16 protein-coding genes are annotated in these 15,745 nt (G+C 43.2%); 7 read left to right on the top strand and 9 right to left on the bottom strand.

What is annotated here, in order from left to right:
* Positions 1-31 precede the first annotated feature (31 nt).
* From FSB73_RS11085 to rsfS, 6 genes are all read right to left on the bottom strand, one after another.
* On the bottom strand, positions 32-1,054 hold the full coding sequence (locus FSB73_RS11085; protein ID WP_146781896.1) for a hypothetical protein: 1,023 nt from the start codon (positions 1,052-1,054) through the stop codon (positions 32-34).
* Entirely contained in the window at positions 1,042-1,833 is a 792-nt protein-coding gene (locus FSB73_RS11080; protein ID WP_146781893.1) for a UDP-2,3-diacylglucosamine diphosphatase, read from the bottom strand. Before FSB73_RS11080 ends, FSB73_RS11085 begins: the two co-directional genes overlap by 13 nt.
* A 5-nt stretch (positions 1,834-1,838) precedes the next feature.
* Positions 1,839-2,414: a LutC/YkgG family protein gene (locus FSB73_RS11075; RefSeq protein ID WP_146781890.1), complete on the bottom strand. Its 576-nt coding sequence runs from the start codon at positions 2,412-2,414 to the stop codon at positions 1,839-1,841.
* A 366-nt stretch (positions 2,415-2,780) separates the two neighbouring features.
* The gene (gene ftsH / locus FSB73_RS11070; RefSeq protein ID WP_262712576.1) at positions 2,781-4,070 is read right to left on the bottom strand and encodes an ATP-dependent zinc metalloprotease FtsH; all 1,290 of its coding nucleotides are present in this window, start codon (positions 4,068-4,070) and stop codon (positions 2,781-2,783) included.
* Positions 4,016-4,720 carry a hypothetical protein gene (locus FSB73_RS24795; protein WP_225974713.1) on the bottom strand — a complete coding sequence of 235 codons (705 nt, stop codon included), beginning with the start codon at positions 4,718-4,720 and terminating at the stop codon, positions 4,016-4,018. The genes ftsH and FSB73_RS24795 overlap by 55 nt, the downstream gene beginning before the upstream one ends.
* A gap of 236 nt (positions 4,721-4,956) precedes the next feature.
* Complete coding sequence (rsfS, locus tag FSB73_RS11065; protein WP_225974712.1) at positions 4,957-5,355, bottom strand: ribosome silencing factor; 399 nt, start codon at positions 5,353-5,355, stop codon at positions 4,957-4,959.
* 152 nt (positions 5,356-5,507) lie between these two features.
* On the opposite strand from rsfS, the gene FSB73_RS11060 reads away from it, so the two are divergent.
* From FSB73_RS11060 to FSB73_RS11050, 3 genes are all read left to right on the top strand, one after another.
* Positions 5,508-6,260 carry a biotin--[acetyl-CoA-carboxylase] ligase gene (locus FSB73_RS11060; RefSeq protein ID WP_146781884.1) on the top strand — a complete coding sequence of 251 codons (753 nt, stop codon included), beginning with the start codon at positions 5,508-5,510 and terminating at the stop codon, positions 6,258-6,260.
* 123 nt (positions 6,261-6,383) lie between these two features.
* Positions 6,384-7,025: an MBL fold metallo-hydrolase gene (locus FSB73_RS11055; RefSeq protein WP_146781881.1), complete on the top strand. Its 642-nt coding sequence runs from the start codon at positions 6,384-6,386 to the stop codon at positions 7,023-7,025.
* A 52-nt stretch (positions 7,026-7,077) separates the two neighbouring features.
* Entirely contained in the window at positions 7,078-8,256 is a 1,179-nt protein-coding gene (locus FSB73_RS11050) for a TlpA disulfide reductase family protein (RefSeq protein WP_158639501.1), read from the top strand.
* Between the two features lie 259 nt (positions 8,257-8,515).
* Here the strand turns inward: FSB73_RS11050 and FSB73_RS11045 are convergent, their stop codons facing one another.
* The gene (locus tag FSB73_RS11045; protein ID WP_146781878.1) at positions 8,516-8,971 is read right to left on the bottom strand and encodes an FKBP-type peptidyl-prolyl cis-trans isomerase; all 456 of its coding nucleotides are present in this window, start codon (positions 8,969-8,971) and stop codon (positions 8,516-8,518) included.
* A gap of 135 nt (positions 8,972-9,106) precedes the next feature.
* Positions 9,107-10,285: an RluA family pseudouridine synthase gene (locus FSB73_RS11040; RefSeq protein ID WP_146781875.1), complete on the bottom strand. Its 1,179-nt coding sequence runs from the start codon at positions 10,283-10,285 to the stop codon at positions 9,107-9,109.
* Positions 10,286-10,496: 211 nt separating this feature from the next.
* Here FSB73_RS11040 and FSB73_RS11035 point away from each other — a divergent pair, with 211 nt between their 5' ends.
* A complete protein-coding gene (locus tag FSB73_RS11035) occupies positions 10,497-11,573 on the top strand; it encodes an NADH:flavin oxidoreductase/NADH oxidase (protein ID WP_146781871.1) in 1,077 nt (358 codons plus the stop codon).
* 25 nt (positions 11,574-11,598) lie between these two features.
* On the opposite strand, the gene FSB73_RS11030 is transcribed toward FSB73_RS11035, so the two are convergent.
* Entirely contained in the window at positions 11,599-12,693 is a 1,095-nt protein-coding gene (locus FSB73_RS11030) for an ABC transporter permease (RefSeq protein ID WP_146781868.1), read from the bottom strand.
* A gap of 387 nt (positions 12,694-13,080) precedes the next feature.
* On the opposite strand from FSB73_RS11030, the gene FSB73_RS11025 reads away from it, so the two are divergent.
* The 3 genes from FSB73_RS11025 (at position 13,081) to FSB73_RS11015 (ending at position 15,622) form a co-directional block, all read left to right on the top strand.
* The gene (locus FSB73_RS11025) at positions 13,081-14,067 is read left to right on the top strand and encodes a c-type cytochrome (RefSeq protein WP_146781865.1); all 987 of its coding nucleotides are present in this window, start codon (positions 13,081-13,083) and stop codon (positions 14,065-14,067) included.
* A gap of 61 nt (positions 14,068-14,128) precedes the next feature.
* Positions 14,129-14,614, top strand: a complete 486-nt coding sequence (locus tag FSB73_RS11020) for a DsrE family protein (RefSeq protein ID WP_146781862.1) — start codon at positions 14,129-14,131, stop codon at positions 14,612-14,614.
* A 69-nt stretch (positions 14,615-14,683) separates the two neighbouring features.
* Positions 14,684-15,622 (top strand): substrate-binding domain-containing protein, encoded by a 939-nt coding sequence (locus FSB73_RS11015; RefSeq protein ID WP_146781859.1) that lies wholly within the window; start codon positions 14,684-14,686, stop codon positions 15,620-15,622.
* Positions 15,623-15,745 lie beyond the last annotated feature (123 nt).

Genomic DNA, 15,745 nt, shown 5'->3' with positions numbered 1-15,745 from the left:
AAAAAAAAATAAATGAAACCTTTCAGCAACTTTACCGCGTACCAATAAATAAGGTGCTAAGCCCTGCGTCTGTCAATAGGAGCAATTTACCAGTACTACCTATAAAAAGTGATTGGCGGATAGTGCCTAAACCGCTGCTGGCGGCATCCGGTAGATTTTCCTGCAAAGGTGCTGCAGCGAGTCGGTTAGGATCCATTAGCCATAGCTGGTCTTTACCTGCTACCTGGATCCTGGCCGTCAGAATCCCATCCGTTACGCTTACATCCCGCAACCCTTTAACTGGAATCTTTTGCTTCAGTGCCCCGTAATAATCAAAAATGTACCAACCATATCCAGGGTCATAGGCATATAATAATCCGTCTCTATCCAGTAAACGAACCGGATCCAATCCATCGTCAAATACCTGCCTGAGATCGCTGGATGCAAAAGTAACTTTGCCCTGTCCGTTGACTTTTTTGATCCTTGCTTCTTGCTTGTCATAGACCCAGTATTGATTATCATAACTGGTGGCGATGGTCTGCGCTTCCCAGATACCCGCTTTTCTAAGATCAATGGTATTGACCGGACTCAAAAATCTGTCCAGTACGACAATGGTTGCATAATCTCTATAGTAAACAGCCAGCTTTAGCGGATTGGATACATCTAATTCCGAGAGCTGCCCGTAGCTGCTGATATTGTCATAATGATTAATACTGTCCCCTTTTTTATTATACTCGGTGAACTGGCTCCCATTAGTACCCAGTAAAAACAGATTGCCTAACTTATCGAGTTCAACATGTTTAAAATGTCCGCGAATGGCAAGTGCAGTTTGTGTGGGTATTACGCCGGAGTCATTTAATCTTTCCACGTGTTCGCTTTGGGCGCTACCTGTTACCGGGACAACCAACAACTGCAAAATCAGTAACATGCAAATAACCATAAAAGGATTGCAAAATGCAGCCTTTCTATACCTATGTCCATAGCGGCACTTTTCCTTCCCCAACCTAAGTAAGGTTGTTAAAAGGGCGGCGGCATCTATCCCCTCGGTATGCTTACTAATATTTACTGCTCCCATTTTTGAAGTTTCATTTGTACTCCATCAAAACTGCCGTAAGTAAAATGCGTGATCCAGTCTCCCAGATTAATATACTGGCTGTCTTTTTCAAGACTTTCCAGGATAGGATAATGACGGTGTCCATAAATAAAATAATCAAAATGCTCTTGGGTTAAGACCTCTTTGGAATGCAGCACCAGCCATTCACTTTCTGCCCCCATCCAAAGTCCATCTGCCGATCCGGTCTTGGCCCTGCTTTTTCGGCTGAAGTAATTGGCAAGGCCAATTCCTACATCCGGATGCAGTTTTCCAAACAACCAATTACAAAGCGGGCTACGAAATACCTTTTTTAAAAACTTATAGCCTTTATCGCCAGGGCCTAAGCCGTCCCCATGCGCTATATAAAAGCGTTTATCGTTGGCGGAAAAACTTTGCTGCTGAAAATACACTCGGATACCCAACTCTTTTTCAAAATAGTCTTTCATCCACATATCATGGTTGCCCACAAAAAAATGAATCGGTATACCTTGATCTGCCATACTGGCTAGTTTTCCAAGCAGTCTTACATAATTTTTAGGCACTACTTTTTTATACTCATACCAAAAATCAAACATATCCCCCAGGATAAAAAGTTCCGCTACTTTGTCTTCAATGAAGTCTAAAAAGCGAAGAATCTTTTTTTCCCGGATCAGACTACTTTTATAATCCGGCGCACCCAGATGAAAGTCAGACAAGAAATAAATCTGTCTGTCTGGCCGGGCATCATTTAATTTTATAGTATGCAGTGATTCTTGTGTCATAAACTTTACAACTGATCTTCTACGACAAAACAATAGACTTCTCCTGGCCCGTGTATACCAACAACCAGGGTCTTTTCAATATCAGCGGTCCGGCTGGGGCCGGTCGCAAGTGTGATAAGAGAGGGCATATTTTTTTGACCCTGCTGGATAAAAGTCAGTCCTTCTTCTATATCATAAACCAGTTGACTGGTATAGGCAATACAGATATGAATGGGCGTATATACACTGGTGGTCCTGCCACTGCTTTGGCGGGTACTCATCATGATACTACCCGTTCTGGCTATTAGTTTCTCACATCCTGTGATGGCGACCGGCGCCCCCGCCTGCGGGCTAAATTCCAGTCCCCTAAAATCATGATGCTGTAATAAATCGATCAGGCCTGCCTCCCTGCAAAAGATTCTGGGCCAGTTTCTATGCTGTTGCAACCCGTTTAATTTGGCCACCAGCTCCGCTTCATCTATGCAATAAATGAACTGTCCCTGCACGGCAGAAAAATTCTCTGCAAATAACACCGTCAACTCTTCTGTTTTAGGAACGATCACCTGATCACGGGTCATGCTTTGCTTCTCCGGGAATGGCATGGGAGTACTCTGTGAAAGTGCCTTTTTATTCTGTTTAATATTTGTTCTTTGGCCGTTACAGTTTTCATATATTGATTTCGGGTCTGCTTGTATGTACTTCTTACTACCGGTGGCCCTGCAAAGCAGGGCTACCCACTTGTCTTGTTATCTTTTAATTCCTATGTAAAGATACTGCGCTTAATGGAAAATGCCTATCGACAACTTCAAAAGTGGTCAGATAGGCATTTTCTTTATGGCGTACAAAATATAATTATGTTATATTTTATTATATTATATTATATTATATTATATTATGATACGCTTATATTCTTCCAAGCTTCATGCTTAGCTTATTTGCTAAAGCATGCGGATCAATTCCCCTATTACTTAAGCAATAGTGCTTTTATTTTGCTGCTCATCACTGGAAGCAGAAGGTACCTGTTTGATGGATCCGTCATAAGGAGGAACGCCTTCACTAAGTCCGGCGGGCTGCGGATCTTCCTCTTCCGGTTCTTCATCATGCGGTCGTCTGCCAATTAAGGCTTCTACATCACTTTTAAAGAGCACTTCTTTTTCCAATAAGGCTTTGGCTAGTTTTTCCACTTCACTCTTCCGTTCGGTAAGTAAGCCCAGTGTTCTTTTATAAGCCTTTTCCACCAGCTCTCTTGCCTGCTCGTCGATCAGTTTGCCGGTCTCCTCACTAAAAGGTTTTGTAAACTGATTTTCCTGCTGCGGATCATAATAGCTCAGGTTGCCCACTTTTTCATTCATACCGTAAACGGTAATCATGGAATAAGCCGTACGAGTAACTTGCTGCAGGTCATTGGAAGCACCTGTAGAGATCTTACCAAAGAAGATTTGCTCAGACGCCCTTCCGCCAAGGGTCATACAGATCTGATCCAATAGCTGGTCGGTATTATAGAGATACTGCTCTTTGGGTGTATATTGAGCATAGCCAAGTGCCGCCGTGCCTCTGGGAACAATGGTTACTTTTAATAAGGGGTAAGCATGCTCCAAAAACCAGCCACAAATCGCATGGCCTGCCTCGTGATAGGCAATGATTTCTTTTTCGTGGGGCGCGATAATCTTGTTTTTCTTTTCCAGACCTCCGATGACTCTATCAATGGCGTCATTAAAATCGTCCATATCCACCCCTTCCTTGCCTTTTCTGGCAGCGATCAGGGCCGCTTCATTACAGATATTAGCAATATCCGCACCGGCAAAACCCGGTGTCTGCTCTGCCAGTTTATGAATATCGAGTGACTGGGATACTTTAATCGGTTTTAAATGCACCCTAAAGATATCTTCGCGCCCTTTGACATCCGGACGATCTATAGAAATCTGACGATCAAAACGTCCCGGACGTAACAGGGCACTATCCAATACATCTGGTCGGTTGGTGGCTGCCAGTATAATGATACCGCTGTCGCCGCCAAATCCATCCATTTCCACCAGGAGCTGATTTAAGGTATTTTCTCTTTCATCATTGCTCATCATGGCATTCTTGCCTCTGGCCCGTCCGATCGCATCAATTTCATCAATAAAGATGATACAAGGCGCTTTTTCCCTGGCCTGTTTAAACAAATCACGTACACGGCTAGCACCGACGCCTACGAACATTTCTACAAAGTCCGAACCGGACATGGAGAAAAACGGCACTTGCGCTTCGCCTGCCATGGCTTTTGCCAGCAAGGTCTTACCCGTGCCGGGGGGCCTACCAAAAGGGCCCCTTTCGGGATCTTACCCCCAAGATTGGTATATTTTTTAGGACTTTTGAGAAAGTCCACAATCTCCATAACTTCTACTTTAGCCTCATCGAGCCCCGCCACATCTTTAAAAGTGATATCCATTTTGGAACCTTTCTCAAATAGCTGGGCTTTGGATTTTCCGACACTGAAGATGCCACCGCCGCCTCCGGCGCCGCCCCCCATGCCGCCGCTCATCTTACGCATCATTAAGATCCAGATGAGTGCGAGTCCCACCAAAGTAATCAGGGTACTGAAAATTGGGCTGCTCCAGAAATTATTATCGCTGACGGTTGTCCAGTCAGGCTGTTTGATCTGAGGATTGGCTGCCAGAAAATCGTTTAACTGTGTCTGAAAGGCCTTAAGGTCGACCACCCGAAACTGAAACAGCGGCTGATTACTGTAATTGGCCGGATCTACTATGCGGCCTTTAAAGGTCTGTTTATAAAAGGGCTTACCCAGGCTGTCTTTATTGACATAGACCCTGACATATTTTTCCGCATTATCGACCAGGTCATATTTGGTAACATCGCCTTGTGCGAGTAAATCTTGCGTAAATGTGGGCTGTGTGATGGTTACCATATCGGGGCTGTTCTTAGCAAAAAAGCTATACCCGATGATAGCAATAACAATCAAACCATATATCCAGTAAATACTTGGGCCTTTTGAAGGTTTTCGGCCATTATTATTTGACCCGAGGCCCCTCCGAGGTTTGGTATTCTTCTTTTGTCGTTGTTTTGTGCCATAAATGATTGAAATCCTGCAAACGCTATTGCAGTTGTTTATGTAATTGCTCGATTATTAACATATAAGGAGGGTCATGATTCATATTTGTGCTCAGGCGCATCACACCAGAGTTCTTCCAGACTGTATAATCGTCTGGCCTCCGGCAACATGATATGCGCCACAACATTCACATAATCTACCAGTACCCAATTCAGGGACCCTTTGCCTTCAGCATGAAAGGCGGACTCTCCTAAATTCTCTTTTACCTCTTTTTCTATAAAATCTCCGATCGCCTTTACCTGTGTTGTACTGTCTGCCTCACATATGATAAAGAAATCAGCTACAGCTTCCGGTATGTTTCTTAGGTCCAGTGAAAGTATATTTGACCCTTTTTTAGCCTGGATTGCACCAATGATCGTTTTGATCAATTTTGCATTTTTTGCCAGTCTGGTCACTTTTCCCGGAGTTTCCTGTGTCGCTTTTGTCGTCAATATTAAAATTAGATTAAATTAAAAATAGTTTAAATTGGTTAAACACCACTCGCTAACCAGAATTTTAACTTTTACCTGTTATCTGAAATCGGAGCTGATTGACCTATCTTCGCAAAAATAGTAATTCTTTTCGCTTATTTTACTGAAAATCCATGATTGGTAATCCCTTAACGATTCTGAACGAAGTAGAGAGTTCCAACAACTATGCCACCGGTCTGGCCATACATGGATTGGCACACCATGGTCACGCAGTCCTGGCAAGGTTTCAATCTGCCGGCAAAGGTCAGCGGGGACGCACCTGGCAGGGCGCCCCGGGCCAGAACATCGCCCTGTCAGTCGTTTTAGACATGAAGGGGGTCTCACTTACAAGGAATTTTGAGCTCAGTATGGCTATCTCTTTAGGCGTTTATGACTTTTTCAGTCATTTTGCCGGAGAAAAAACCCGGATAAAATGGCCGAATGACATATACTGGTCAGACAGAAAGGCAGTTGGTATTTTAATAGAAAACAGTATAAAAGGACAAATCTGGCAGTGGGCTGTTGCCGGAATGGGCATAAACATGAATCAGGGCGCTTTTTCAGGGGAAATGGAAACAAAAGCTGTTTCGCTTAGACAAATTACGGGCAAAAACTACGATATTGAACAGTCCACTAAGACATTATGTGGTTATTTGGAAACGCGCTATCAGCAATTCCTGCGAGATCCTGAAGGACTGTTAACCGCTTATAATCAAGCCCTCTATAATAAGGAGCAGATCGTAAAAGTAATTTATAAGGAGCAGCTTTTGCAGGTGACCATTCAAATGGTGGATGCTCAAGGAAGGCTCTGGATCATCGGAGCTCCGGTGCCTTATTTTCAATTTGGGGAGATTAGTTGGGTAATTGATCATGGCAGGCCTGCATAGGGCATTTGTTTGGTTAGTCCCGCTACATCTGAAAAATCCAAGCAAAAAATATTAAACATTATAATATACATAATACAATTAAATAATAAGTAAGTAGTTAAGAAGTCAAATAGTTAATAGCCTATGTTTACAATTGAAATATTTACCTTTAACCCGTTCCAGGAAAACACCTATGTGCTTTATAATGAAAAAGGCAATGCCCTGATCATAGATCCGGGCACTTATTTTCCGGCTGAAGTGCAGACCATGAAGGATTTTATCTTAAGAAGAGGCCTTAATATAGTGGGCCTGCTTAACACCCATTGCCACCTGGATCACGTATTTGGCAACAGCTGGGTAGCTGCGGCGCATCAGCTGACGCCTCAGATTCACCCGGACGAAGAGCCTTTGCATGAGGCCAGTGCAGGAATCGCAAATCAGTATGGGCTTGATTTTGAAGCCTATGAAGGTGCGTTTCAATATATTCATGAAGGCGACAGGATACATTTAGATGAGGATGAGTTGGTGGCCATCCTGGTACCGGGACATAGCCCGGCCAGTCTGGCATTTTACTGCCAGCAACAGGATTTTGTAATAAGTGGAGACGCTTTATTTTATGAAAGCATAGGCCGGACAGATTTACCAGGCGGCAATCATCAGCAACTTTTACATAGTATTAAGGAAAAATTGTTCAACTTGCCTGGGCAAACGCAGGTCTATCCGGGACATGGGCCGAAAACCTCTATCCAACATGAAATGCAACATAATCCATTTTTAAAGCCTTAGTCCCCAAATCATTAAAAAAGTAAAAATTATTTTGAATCAATCTAAACCATTTATGTATTATAGAAATTTAAGCTTTGTCTGTAGTCTCTTTTGTCTGATCTGTCTGGCTAGTTGTGCACAGGGTACAGGTTCTCATGAAGGGGTCAAAGGTGGCGATTTTTCTGTATCCGGAAAACTTACCCACGCCAAAGCAGCCAAAGTGTATTTAAAGCAAATTAATTTTGCAACCGGTTCACCGATCATGCTGGACTCTGTCAGTGTTACTAAGGACAGTACTTACAGCTTCAAAACAACCAAAATTAAAGGACAGCACCTCTTTGTTATCCAACCCGCGGAAGGCTATCCCTTTTTATTTATCAATGACGCTTCAAGTGCCACTTTAAATATCAATGGGGATCACCCCATGACCCCAGAGATTAAAGGGTCTGTTGCCACAAGTGGCCTATATCAATTTTTAGCGACCTACAGAAAGGATGATTCTACTATTGTTGAGACATTCAGGGCATTGGATGCCAACCATAAGCTGAGCGCCCCCACCGCAAAGGATGATTCTATCAGAGACGCTTTGGGTACGCAAAGGGATCAGCAAATCATCCAGATGAATAAGGACATAGAGCAATTTACAGCAAGTACACCCTCTCCTGTTGCTGCTTTCTATGTGCTGAAACTTATGGCTCCCCGTTCCATTCAGCCGGAGGCGTTATTTCCTATTACGCAAAAAGCCAGTGAAAGGTTCCCGGAAGATGGCTCCCTAGCCGCACTGACCAGTCAACTTAAGGTAAGCCTGGCTTCTAATAACCCTAATAATTATCCCTTAATGAATAAACAGGCTCCTGATCTTGAAATGCAAAGCCCGGACGGTAAGGATATTAAAATCAGTGACTTTAAGGGTAAATACTTATTGGTTGATTTTTGGGCCAGTTGGTGTAGTCCTTGTCGGGCAGAAAATCCAAATGTGGTAAAAGCTTACAATCAGTTCAAAGACAAGAACTTTACAATTCTTGGCGTCTCTTTGGATAAGGATAAAGAAGCCTGGACAAAGGCGATTATGCACGATCACCTGACCTGGAATCATATGAGTGATCTAAAATACTGGAGCAGTGCCGCAGTGGGCGCCTATCAGATTAGCGGCATTCCCTTTAATGTTTTATTAGACCCAACAGGGAAAATTATCGCTCAGAACCTTAGGGGCGAAGACCTGGAAAACAAGCTCTCTGAAGTCCTGAAATAAAGACAGTTAACTAAAAACATAGAAAGGCAGCGGTATTTCTACAAAGAAATGAGCCGCTGCCTTTTATTTTATACAATTGCCTACGTTCTATCAATAAAAATTAAGAACTGAAAGCCTTTGTAAGATTTGTAACTAACTATTTATTTTGTAATTGATTATCAGGGGAAAACGTTGGAAAATTTTTACAATGTCAATATTTCGCACCTTATTTAATTCACTTACCCTGATTTCCTGATAACCGTTTCTATCTACCTAAACCTTAAGGCATAATAATAGATGATTTACCTGGAACGATGTCTACCAGTTCAATATCGAAAACCAGATCTTTACCTGCCAGAGGATGATTGGCATCCAGTACAACTGAATCTTCTTTTACTTCTTTGATCACTACCTGGAAAGTCTGTCCCTGGTCATTGCTCATCTGAAGTGGCATACCGACTTCAGGTGTCATATCCGCTGGAAACTGGCTTTTAGGAAATTCAACGATCTGATCATCAGACACGGGGCCATAGGCCTGTGCTGCCGGGATATTAACAGTTTTCTTTTCTCCTATTTGTAATCCGGTAACCCCTTCGTCAAAGCCCGGGATCACCTGGCCACTTCCTACTTCGAATTCCAGCGGTGCACGGCCTTCACTACTATCAAAAGTGGTTCCGTCGGTTAGCTTTCCGTGATAATGTACTTTTACTTTATCACCTTTTTTTGCTGTTTGCATACTGATAATTTTTTAAGATAAGCCTGCAATGTAAAATTTAATTGGCAAACGGGGCCTTTCTGAGCGCCAAAATTTAAAAAACAGCCCTCATTTGCAAGATTTTTCACCCTTTATTAAGGCTAAAGGTCTTTTCTTTTACGACTCTTCCAAAGGCCGGTGCTGAATATACCGGGTCCATTTATCAATCAGCCCCGTCATATCTGCTGGCAATGGAGAATCAAAAAATAACCGCTCCCCTGTCACCGGATGTACAAAACCCAGGGTTTTGGCATGCAGGGCGCATCGAGGACAAATTTCAAAGCAATTATCCACAAATTGTTTATACTTCGTATAAATCGTGCCTTTTAAGATCCGGTCTCCCCCATATTCATGGTCATTAAATAATGTATGACCGATAGATTTCATATGAACCCGGATCTGATGGGTTCTACCGGTTTCTAGGATGCACTCTACAACACTAACGTAATTAAGCCTTTGCAACGCTTTATAATGGGTGATAGCATGCTTGCCCTTATCCCCTTCCGGATAAGTAGTGAACATTTTACGCATCCTTTCATGGCGGGCAATATGCGCATTAACAGTCCCTTCTTCTTCCTTCAGGTCTCCCCAGACGACGGCTACATATTTTCTGGTAACGGTGTGTTCAAAAAACTGCCGGGCCAGATGCGAAGCGGCCGCAGCGGTTTTGGCAAGGACAATCAAACCCGTGGTATTCTTATCAATTCTATGCACCAGACCGAACCTGGGCAGCGACTCATCGTTGATCTCTGGGTTTTGTTGTAACAGATGGTAGGCCACTCCGTTTAGCAGCGTGCCTGTATAATTGCCCACCCCTGGGTGGACGACCATATTGGGCGCCTTGTTGATGACCATTACCGCATCATCCTCATAAACGATATCCAAATTTAAAGGCTCGGGCTTGATCTCTGAATACTCAGGGTTGGTATAATGCAACCAGACGACTTCATCGCCCGGGCGAACTTTGTAATTGCTTTTAACCGGTTTGCCATTGACAGTCAGAAAGCCGGCGTCGATCCCCTTTTGAATCTTACTACGGGTCGCATATTCAATACGGGCCTGCATCCATTTATCAATGCGCAACGGTTGCTGGCCGCCGTCAATGATATAAATTTTCTTCTCATAAAGATCCTCCTGATCATTTTCAGCACCGGACACTTGATCCCCGTCCTGGTCTGCATTTTGACTATTATCTGCTGCCACGGCTGCAGCTGCATTTAGATGCGTATCAGTTGCTGGACTGTGTGCAGGCTGGCCTTGTTTCTGGTTCTTATCTGATATGTTAGATGCTGTCATTTGGCAAAGATAGCCTAAACCCAGATCTTTAAAAATTATAGCCAGGCACCTGGATTCAGGCTACTTCCTTTCTTCCTTGTCACTTGCACAACTGAAATTTTGGCTTTTCCCTTTATCTTAAGCGAAGTGTAAATGCTTATTTTTGAACTACGCTGCCGGTTTAGGTGGCAAAATTTCTAATACATTACTTAATAAACACATATATTATATTATGTCAACCTTATTTTCTCCCCTGACCCTTGAACGACTGACCCTTAAAAACCGACTGGTGGTGGCTGCGATGTGCCAGTATAGCGCTGTAGATGGTTTTGCCAATGACTGGCATTTGGTTCATCTTGGTAGTCGCGCTGTCGGCGGTGCCGCGCTGGTTATTACCGAAGCAACATCCGTCAGTCCTGAAGGCAGAATTTCTCCAGAGGATCTGGGCATCTGGCAGGATGGGCACATTGAAAAATTAAAACAGATTACAGATTTTATACATAAACAAGGGGCACTGGCCGCTGTCCAGTTGGCTCATGCTGGCAGAAAAGCCAGCACGATGGCACCCTGGAAGGGCAGGACTCAATTGACACCTTCTACTGGCGGCTGGAAAACACTGGCGCCATCTGCAATCCCTTTTAATGATACGGACGATGCGCCGCTGGCGCTATCGTCCTCTCAGATAGAGGCATTAATCGAAGCCTTTGCTCAGGGCGCCAGAAGAGCCGGGGAGGCTGGATTTGATGTTATTGAAATTCATGGTGCCCATGGGTATCTGATCCATCAGTTTCTCTCTCCTTTAAGCAATCAAAGAACCGATGAATATGGCGGCAGTTTTGAAAACAGGATCCGTTTTTTGCTGGAAGTCACAATGGCAGTAAAGTCGGAGCTTACGGCTAAGCAAAGTCTTTGGGTCAGACTCTCTGCGACCGACTGGGCAGATCAAAAGGGTGGATGGACCGCAGCAGAAACCGTACAGCTTTCCGCTATTTTAAAACAACAGGGCGTGGAATTAATTGATACGTCTACAGGCGGGTTGATCCCAGGCGTTCAGATACCGGTGGGTCCTGGTTATCAAGTAGCATTTGCAGCAGCAATAAAAAAAGAAGCGGGCATTAAAACCGGTGCAGTTGGCCTGATTACCGATGCGCTGCAGGCAGAAGCGATCTTAAACGAAGGCAGTGCGGATGTTATTCTTATGGCAAGAGCCCTGCTTAGAGATCCTTATTTACCACTCCACGCTCAGATGCAACTGGATGGGAATGCAGATTATCCCATTCAATACGAAAGAGCGAAACCGCATAAATAAACCATAAATTATCAATAAAAACAGATCAGGAGGCAGTAGTGATGGCTGAGCTGTCCGTGGCATCTCTTAGCCCATTACCCAATAAATTAAAAGCCAGCACCAATAGCATAATGGCAATTCCCGGGATTAAGGCCAGGGCAGGATTACTGGTAATTATAAAATTATAGTTCTCCTTAATCATCAGGCCCCAGCTGGACATTGGCGGCTGAACCCCTAGTCCCAGAAAGCTTAACCCTGCTTCTATGATGATGGCTGAAGCAAAATTGCTGGCAGCGATTACCATGACCGGGCCGATGATATTGGGCAATAGATGCCTGATAATAATCCGGCTATTGCTAAAGCCGAGTACCTGAGCTGCTTCTATGTATTCCAGGGATTTCATGGCCATGATCTGGCCCCGCACAAGCCTTGCCACACTGACCCAAAGAGAAAGCCCCACGGCAATAAAGACCTGCCAGAAGCCCTTTCCGAGTGCCAGCGTCAAAGCAAAAACTAATAATAAAGTCGGGATGGACCATACAACATTAATCAGCCACATAATCGCATTATCTGTTTTACCGCCAAAATAACCAGCAACTGCCCCAAGGAAAATACCAACGGTAAGCGAAAGCAAAACAGCCACAAGCCCAACTGCCAGACTGACTCTGGTACCCAATATTAATCTACTGAGAATATCTCTGCCAAATTTATCGGTACCTAGCCAAAAAGTGAGTTGCACAATGGGCTGCGGGGCTAAGTCATCTTGATTATAAAAAGCTTCCCGACTAACATCCTCGTCAATAAATTCCTCTACATAATACGTATCGCCTTGCACATTCACTGAAGAAATAGGGATATACTTATAGCTGTCTGGTTTGCCATTTAAGAGCTGCCTAAAAAAGCCCGTACTGACTGGCTGTTTACTCGTCTTTACCTTAATAAAGGACATTTGAAACTGCGGCTTTTTATTGGCAATGGCAGGGATCATTCTGTTGGCATCAGGAGAACCGTCGGGGGCTAGAAAATAGGCAAACACGGCTATAAAAATAGCAGCCAGGATAACTACCAGCCCAAATATGGCTCCTTTATTTTTAAATAAGCGCCCGAGCATCTGCCTAACCGCTCCTGAATTGCCTTCCATAAAATGAAGATAGCAATTTTTACTGCAAGTTGATTTAAAACTGAGAGGGATATAAACAAAATATGACAGAATTATGGTCTTAAAGGTCCATTGTGGTACTACTAGCATTAATAAAACCTTTGTCTTTACTTTGCTAACCTCCTCCTTCCAAATAGGCCATAGCAGTTTGATTCTATAACCAAAAGTTATTGTGCATTACTTATTTCAATAGCGCTTTATAGCTTCATACCGGTAAATTTGCCAAATCAATGTTTGCAGGAGCACGGCCATTATCTATTGAGCTATCCAGCAACTTTGCAACAGTACAATTAATAACTAAACAAGTCCTTGATCGATTAATCTACCTGAATCTCCTTCAGGCCGATATCTGAAAAGGCATCATTTCTTATGAAAGCAAACTGGCTTATTATTGCGATAAGCGCACTGGTCGCGTGTATGCTGATTAATGGCTGGCGGACAGTAAAAAAACAAAGCACACAACTGGACCAAGTCAAACAGCATTTTAGTGCATCGCCCGATGATACTGTCTGGCGCGGTCCCGCGCCCACGCAGATTCCATATTACAGCAAAAAAAATGGTCCATTAATCTATTACGGGTATGAACTTATTCAAAATACCGCTTATTATTTGGGACCGCACGGAAAAGTGGCCCAAATAGCCAATGGCCTGAATTGTCAAAACTGCCATTTAGATGCTGGTACCCGGCCTTTTGCTTACAATTTTGGAAAAGTATTTGCAACTTATCCTATGTATCGGGCCAGAAACGATAAGGTCCAGACGTTGCAAGACCGGATAAATGACTGTATGGTCAGAAGCATGAATGGTCAACCGCTGCAAAGCACTTCCAAAGAAATGCGGGCAATCTATGCCTATATTGAGTGGCTGGATAAGGATATACCTAAAGGTTATATAAAAGGAGGCACCCAGGTAAAAACCATTCCTTTTATGGATACTGCCGCTAATGTCAGTTCGGGCAAACAGGTATTTATCGCCAAATGTCAAATCTGTCATGGCAGAGACGGTCAGGGTCAGTTAGATCCTTCTGGGAATGGCTACACTTATCCGCCCCTTTGGGGAAAGCAAAGTTATAATGATGGCGCAGGGATGTTCCGGCTCACAAAAATCGCAGCATTTGTCTTTAACAATATGCCTTATGGCACCAATTATCACCATCCCGATCTGACGATTGAGCAGGCCTGGAATGTGGGCGCCTTTGTCAATAGTCAACCCAGACCCCACTATGACGCAAAAGCGGATTGGCTGGATCTCAATAAAAAGCCAATGGATTACCCTTATGGGCCTTATACAGATCATTATGCTGCATTTCAGCACAAATATGGCCCATATAAAGCAATGCTCCGTAAAACTAAATAAATTAAAATATATTGCCCATCACAATAAATACAATTGAGTAACTAAATAAAAACAAAAAACAATGAAAAAACTTTCCACGATCAGCCGAACACTTTTTACAGTATTGATCCTGTCGGCCACTTTACAGGCATCTAATGCGCAAGCTATTTCTAAAAAGCTACAGCAAAACAGAGATTTTACTGGCGCCGTAGCACAAAAAGATGCTTATAAAGCAATATATATGATTGATGTAAACGATCCTTACGTCATTAATAAGACGCTGCGCAATATCAGCAATGCCTTAAAAGATCCCCGATTAAAAGGGAAATTGGAAGTCGAACTCGTGGCCTTTTCTGACGGAGTTGCCACTTATCTAAAAACAAGCCCTTATGAAAGCCAGTTAAAAACGTTGATCGAAAAAGGGGTAATTGTCGTCCAATGTGCCAATACGTTAAAGGAAAAAAATATGAGTCGCGATCAGATCTTTGACTTTGTAGGTCTTGTACCCAGTGGCAATGGCGAACTAATCCTGCGTCAAGCAGAAGGCTGGTCTGTTATTAAACCCTGATTCAATTCAATCTAACACAATTCAAAACAGCTCAATTTTATAAAAACAAACCTCAACAAATAATTTACGATGAAAAAAGTAATTTGCACACTCTTTTTATTAGGGAGTGCTATAACCTGTTTTGCCCAACACCAGGCAAATAAAAACCATGAAATCAATCATGATTTTGATCCGCCCTGGAACACACCGCCTAAAAGCAGCGTGTTGTTTACGATTGCTGGAATCGACAACGTGCCTGACCTATACGGTGACATCAATGATCCGCAACTAGTGGTTTTCTTCGCAGGCAATCAGTATATGTGTATTGATAGTCTGGTTAAAGCATTCAAGCAGCAATATCCAGTCTATAAAAGAATATTTATCGAGACATTGCCTCCTGGTATATTAGCGCAGTCAATCAGGGGCGGAACCATAACGATTGGCAATCTAAGAATCACACAAAAACCAGATGTGTATACTGCAGGTCGAAAGCGTATTAGCCAGGAAATGGCCTACCTTAAGGATACGGTAACCTATACACATAACAGATTGGCTATTATGGTCGCCAAAAACAACCCCCATCATATCCAAAGTCTTACCGACCTTGGCCGGGAAAACATCCGGGTCAGTATGCCCAATCCTGCCTGGGAAGGCATTGCCGGTCAAATTCAAACTGCTTACGAATTAGCAGGAGGGCCGGCGCTTAAAAATAAAATTATGGTTCAAAAAGTAAAGGCCGGAACAACCATACTTACCAAAATCCATCACCGAGAAACGCCCATCAATATTATGGAAGGATACTCGGACGCGGGACCCGTATGGCAAAGTGAAGCCTTATATCATGAAATGCTTGGTCATCCGGTAACCATGATCTCTATTTCCGATAGTCAGAATGTTACTGCCTCCTATGTGGCAGGGATCCTTAAAAATGCGCCCCACCCTAAGGCCGCTAAAAGATTCAGGGATTTCCTAGCCAGCAAAACGGCAAAGGATATCTATGCCTTTTACGGTTTTGAAAATGACAAGTAAGCAATAAAAACCAAGTCACAACCGTAATTTTATATATGTATTTATAATACAATATCTGTTATTATTATTCAAATAATAATAGCAGATATTGTATTATCATGTATTCTCAGTTATTTATTAATA

It is taken from the genome of Arachidicoccus ginsenosidivorans (assembly GCF_007971385.1).
Lineage (GTDB): Bacteria > Bacteroidota > Bacteroidia > Chitinophagales > Chitinophagaceae > Arachidicoccus > Arachidicoccus ginsenosidivorans.
This window is presented reverse-complemented; position numbering and strand designations above follow the sequence as displayed.

Coding starts and splice junctions, on each gene's coding strand:
- FSB73_RS11085 (WP_146781896.1), bottom strand. CDS start 1,054: ATGGGAGCAGTAAATATTAGTAAGCATACCGAGGGGATAGATGCCGCC.
- FSB73_RS11080 (WP_146781893.1), bottom strand. CDS start 1,833: ATGACACAAGAATCACTGCATACTATAAAATTAAATGATGCCCGGCCA.
- FSB73_RS11075 (WP_146781890.1), bottom strand. CDS start 2,414: ATGCCATTCCCGGAGAAGCAAAGCATGACCCGTGATCAGGTGATCGTT.
- ftsH (WP_262712576.1), bottom strand. CDS start 4,070: ATGGCAGGCGAAGCGCAAGTGCCGTTTTTCTCCATGTCCGGTTCGGAC.
- FSB73_RS24795 (WP_225974713.1), bottom strand. CDS start 4,720: ATGGTAACCATCACACAGCCCACATTTACGCAAGATTTACTCGCACAA.
- FSB73_RS11060 (WP_146781884.1), top strand. CDS start 5,508: ATGATTGGTAATCCCTTAACGATTCTGAACGAAGTAGAGAGTTCCAAC.
- FSB73_RS11055 (WP_146781881.1), top strand. CDS start 6,384: ATGTTTACAATTGAAATATTTACCTTTAACCCGTTCCAGGAAAACACC.
- FSB73_RS11050 (WP_158639501.1), top strand. CDS start 7,078: ATGTATTATAGAAATTTAAGCTTTGTCTGTAGTCTCTTTTGTCTGATC.
- FSB73_RS11045 (WP_146781878.1), bottom strand. CDS start 8,971: ATGCAAACAGCAAAAAAAGGTGATAAAGTAAAAGTACATTATCACGGA.
- FSB73_RS11040 (WP_146781875.1), bottom strand. CDS start 10,285: ATGACAGCATCTAACATATCAGATAAGAACCAGAAACAAGGCCAGCCT.
- FSB73_RS11035 (WP_146781871.1), top strand. CDS start 10,497: ATGTCAACCTTATTTTCTCCCCTGACCCTTGAACGACTGACCCTTAAA.
- FSB73_RS11030 (WP_146781868.1), bottom strand. CDS start 12,693: ATGGAAGGCAATTCAGGAGCGGTTAGGCAGATGCTCGGGCGCTTATTT.
- FSB73_RS11025 (WP_146781865.1), top strand. CDS start 13,081: ATGAAAGCAAACTGGCTTATTATTGCGATAAGCGCACTGGTCGCGTGT.
- FSB73_RS11020 (WP_146781862.1), top strand. CDS start 14,129: ATGAAAAAACTTTCCACGATCAGCCGAACACTTTTTACAGTATTGATC.
- FSB73_RS11015 (WP_146781859.1), top strand. CDS start 14,684: ATGAAAAAAGTAATTTGCACACTCTTTTTATTAGGGAGTGCTATAACC.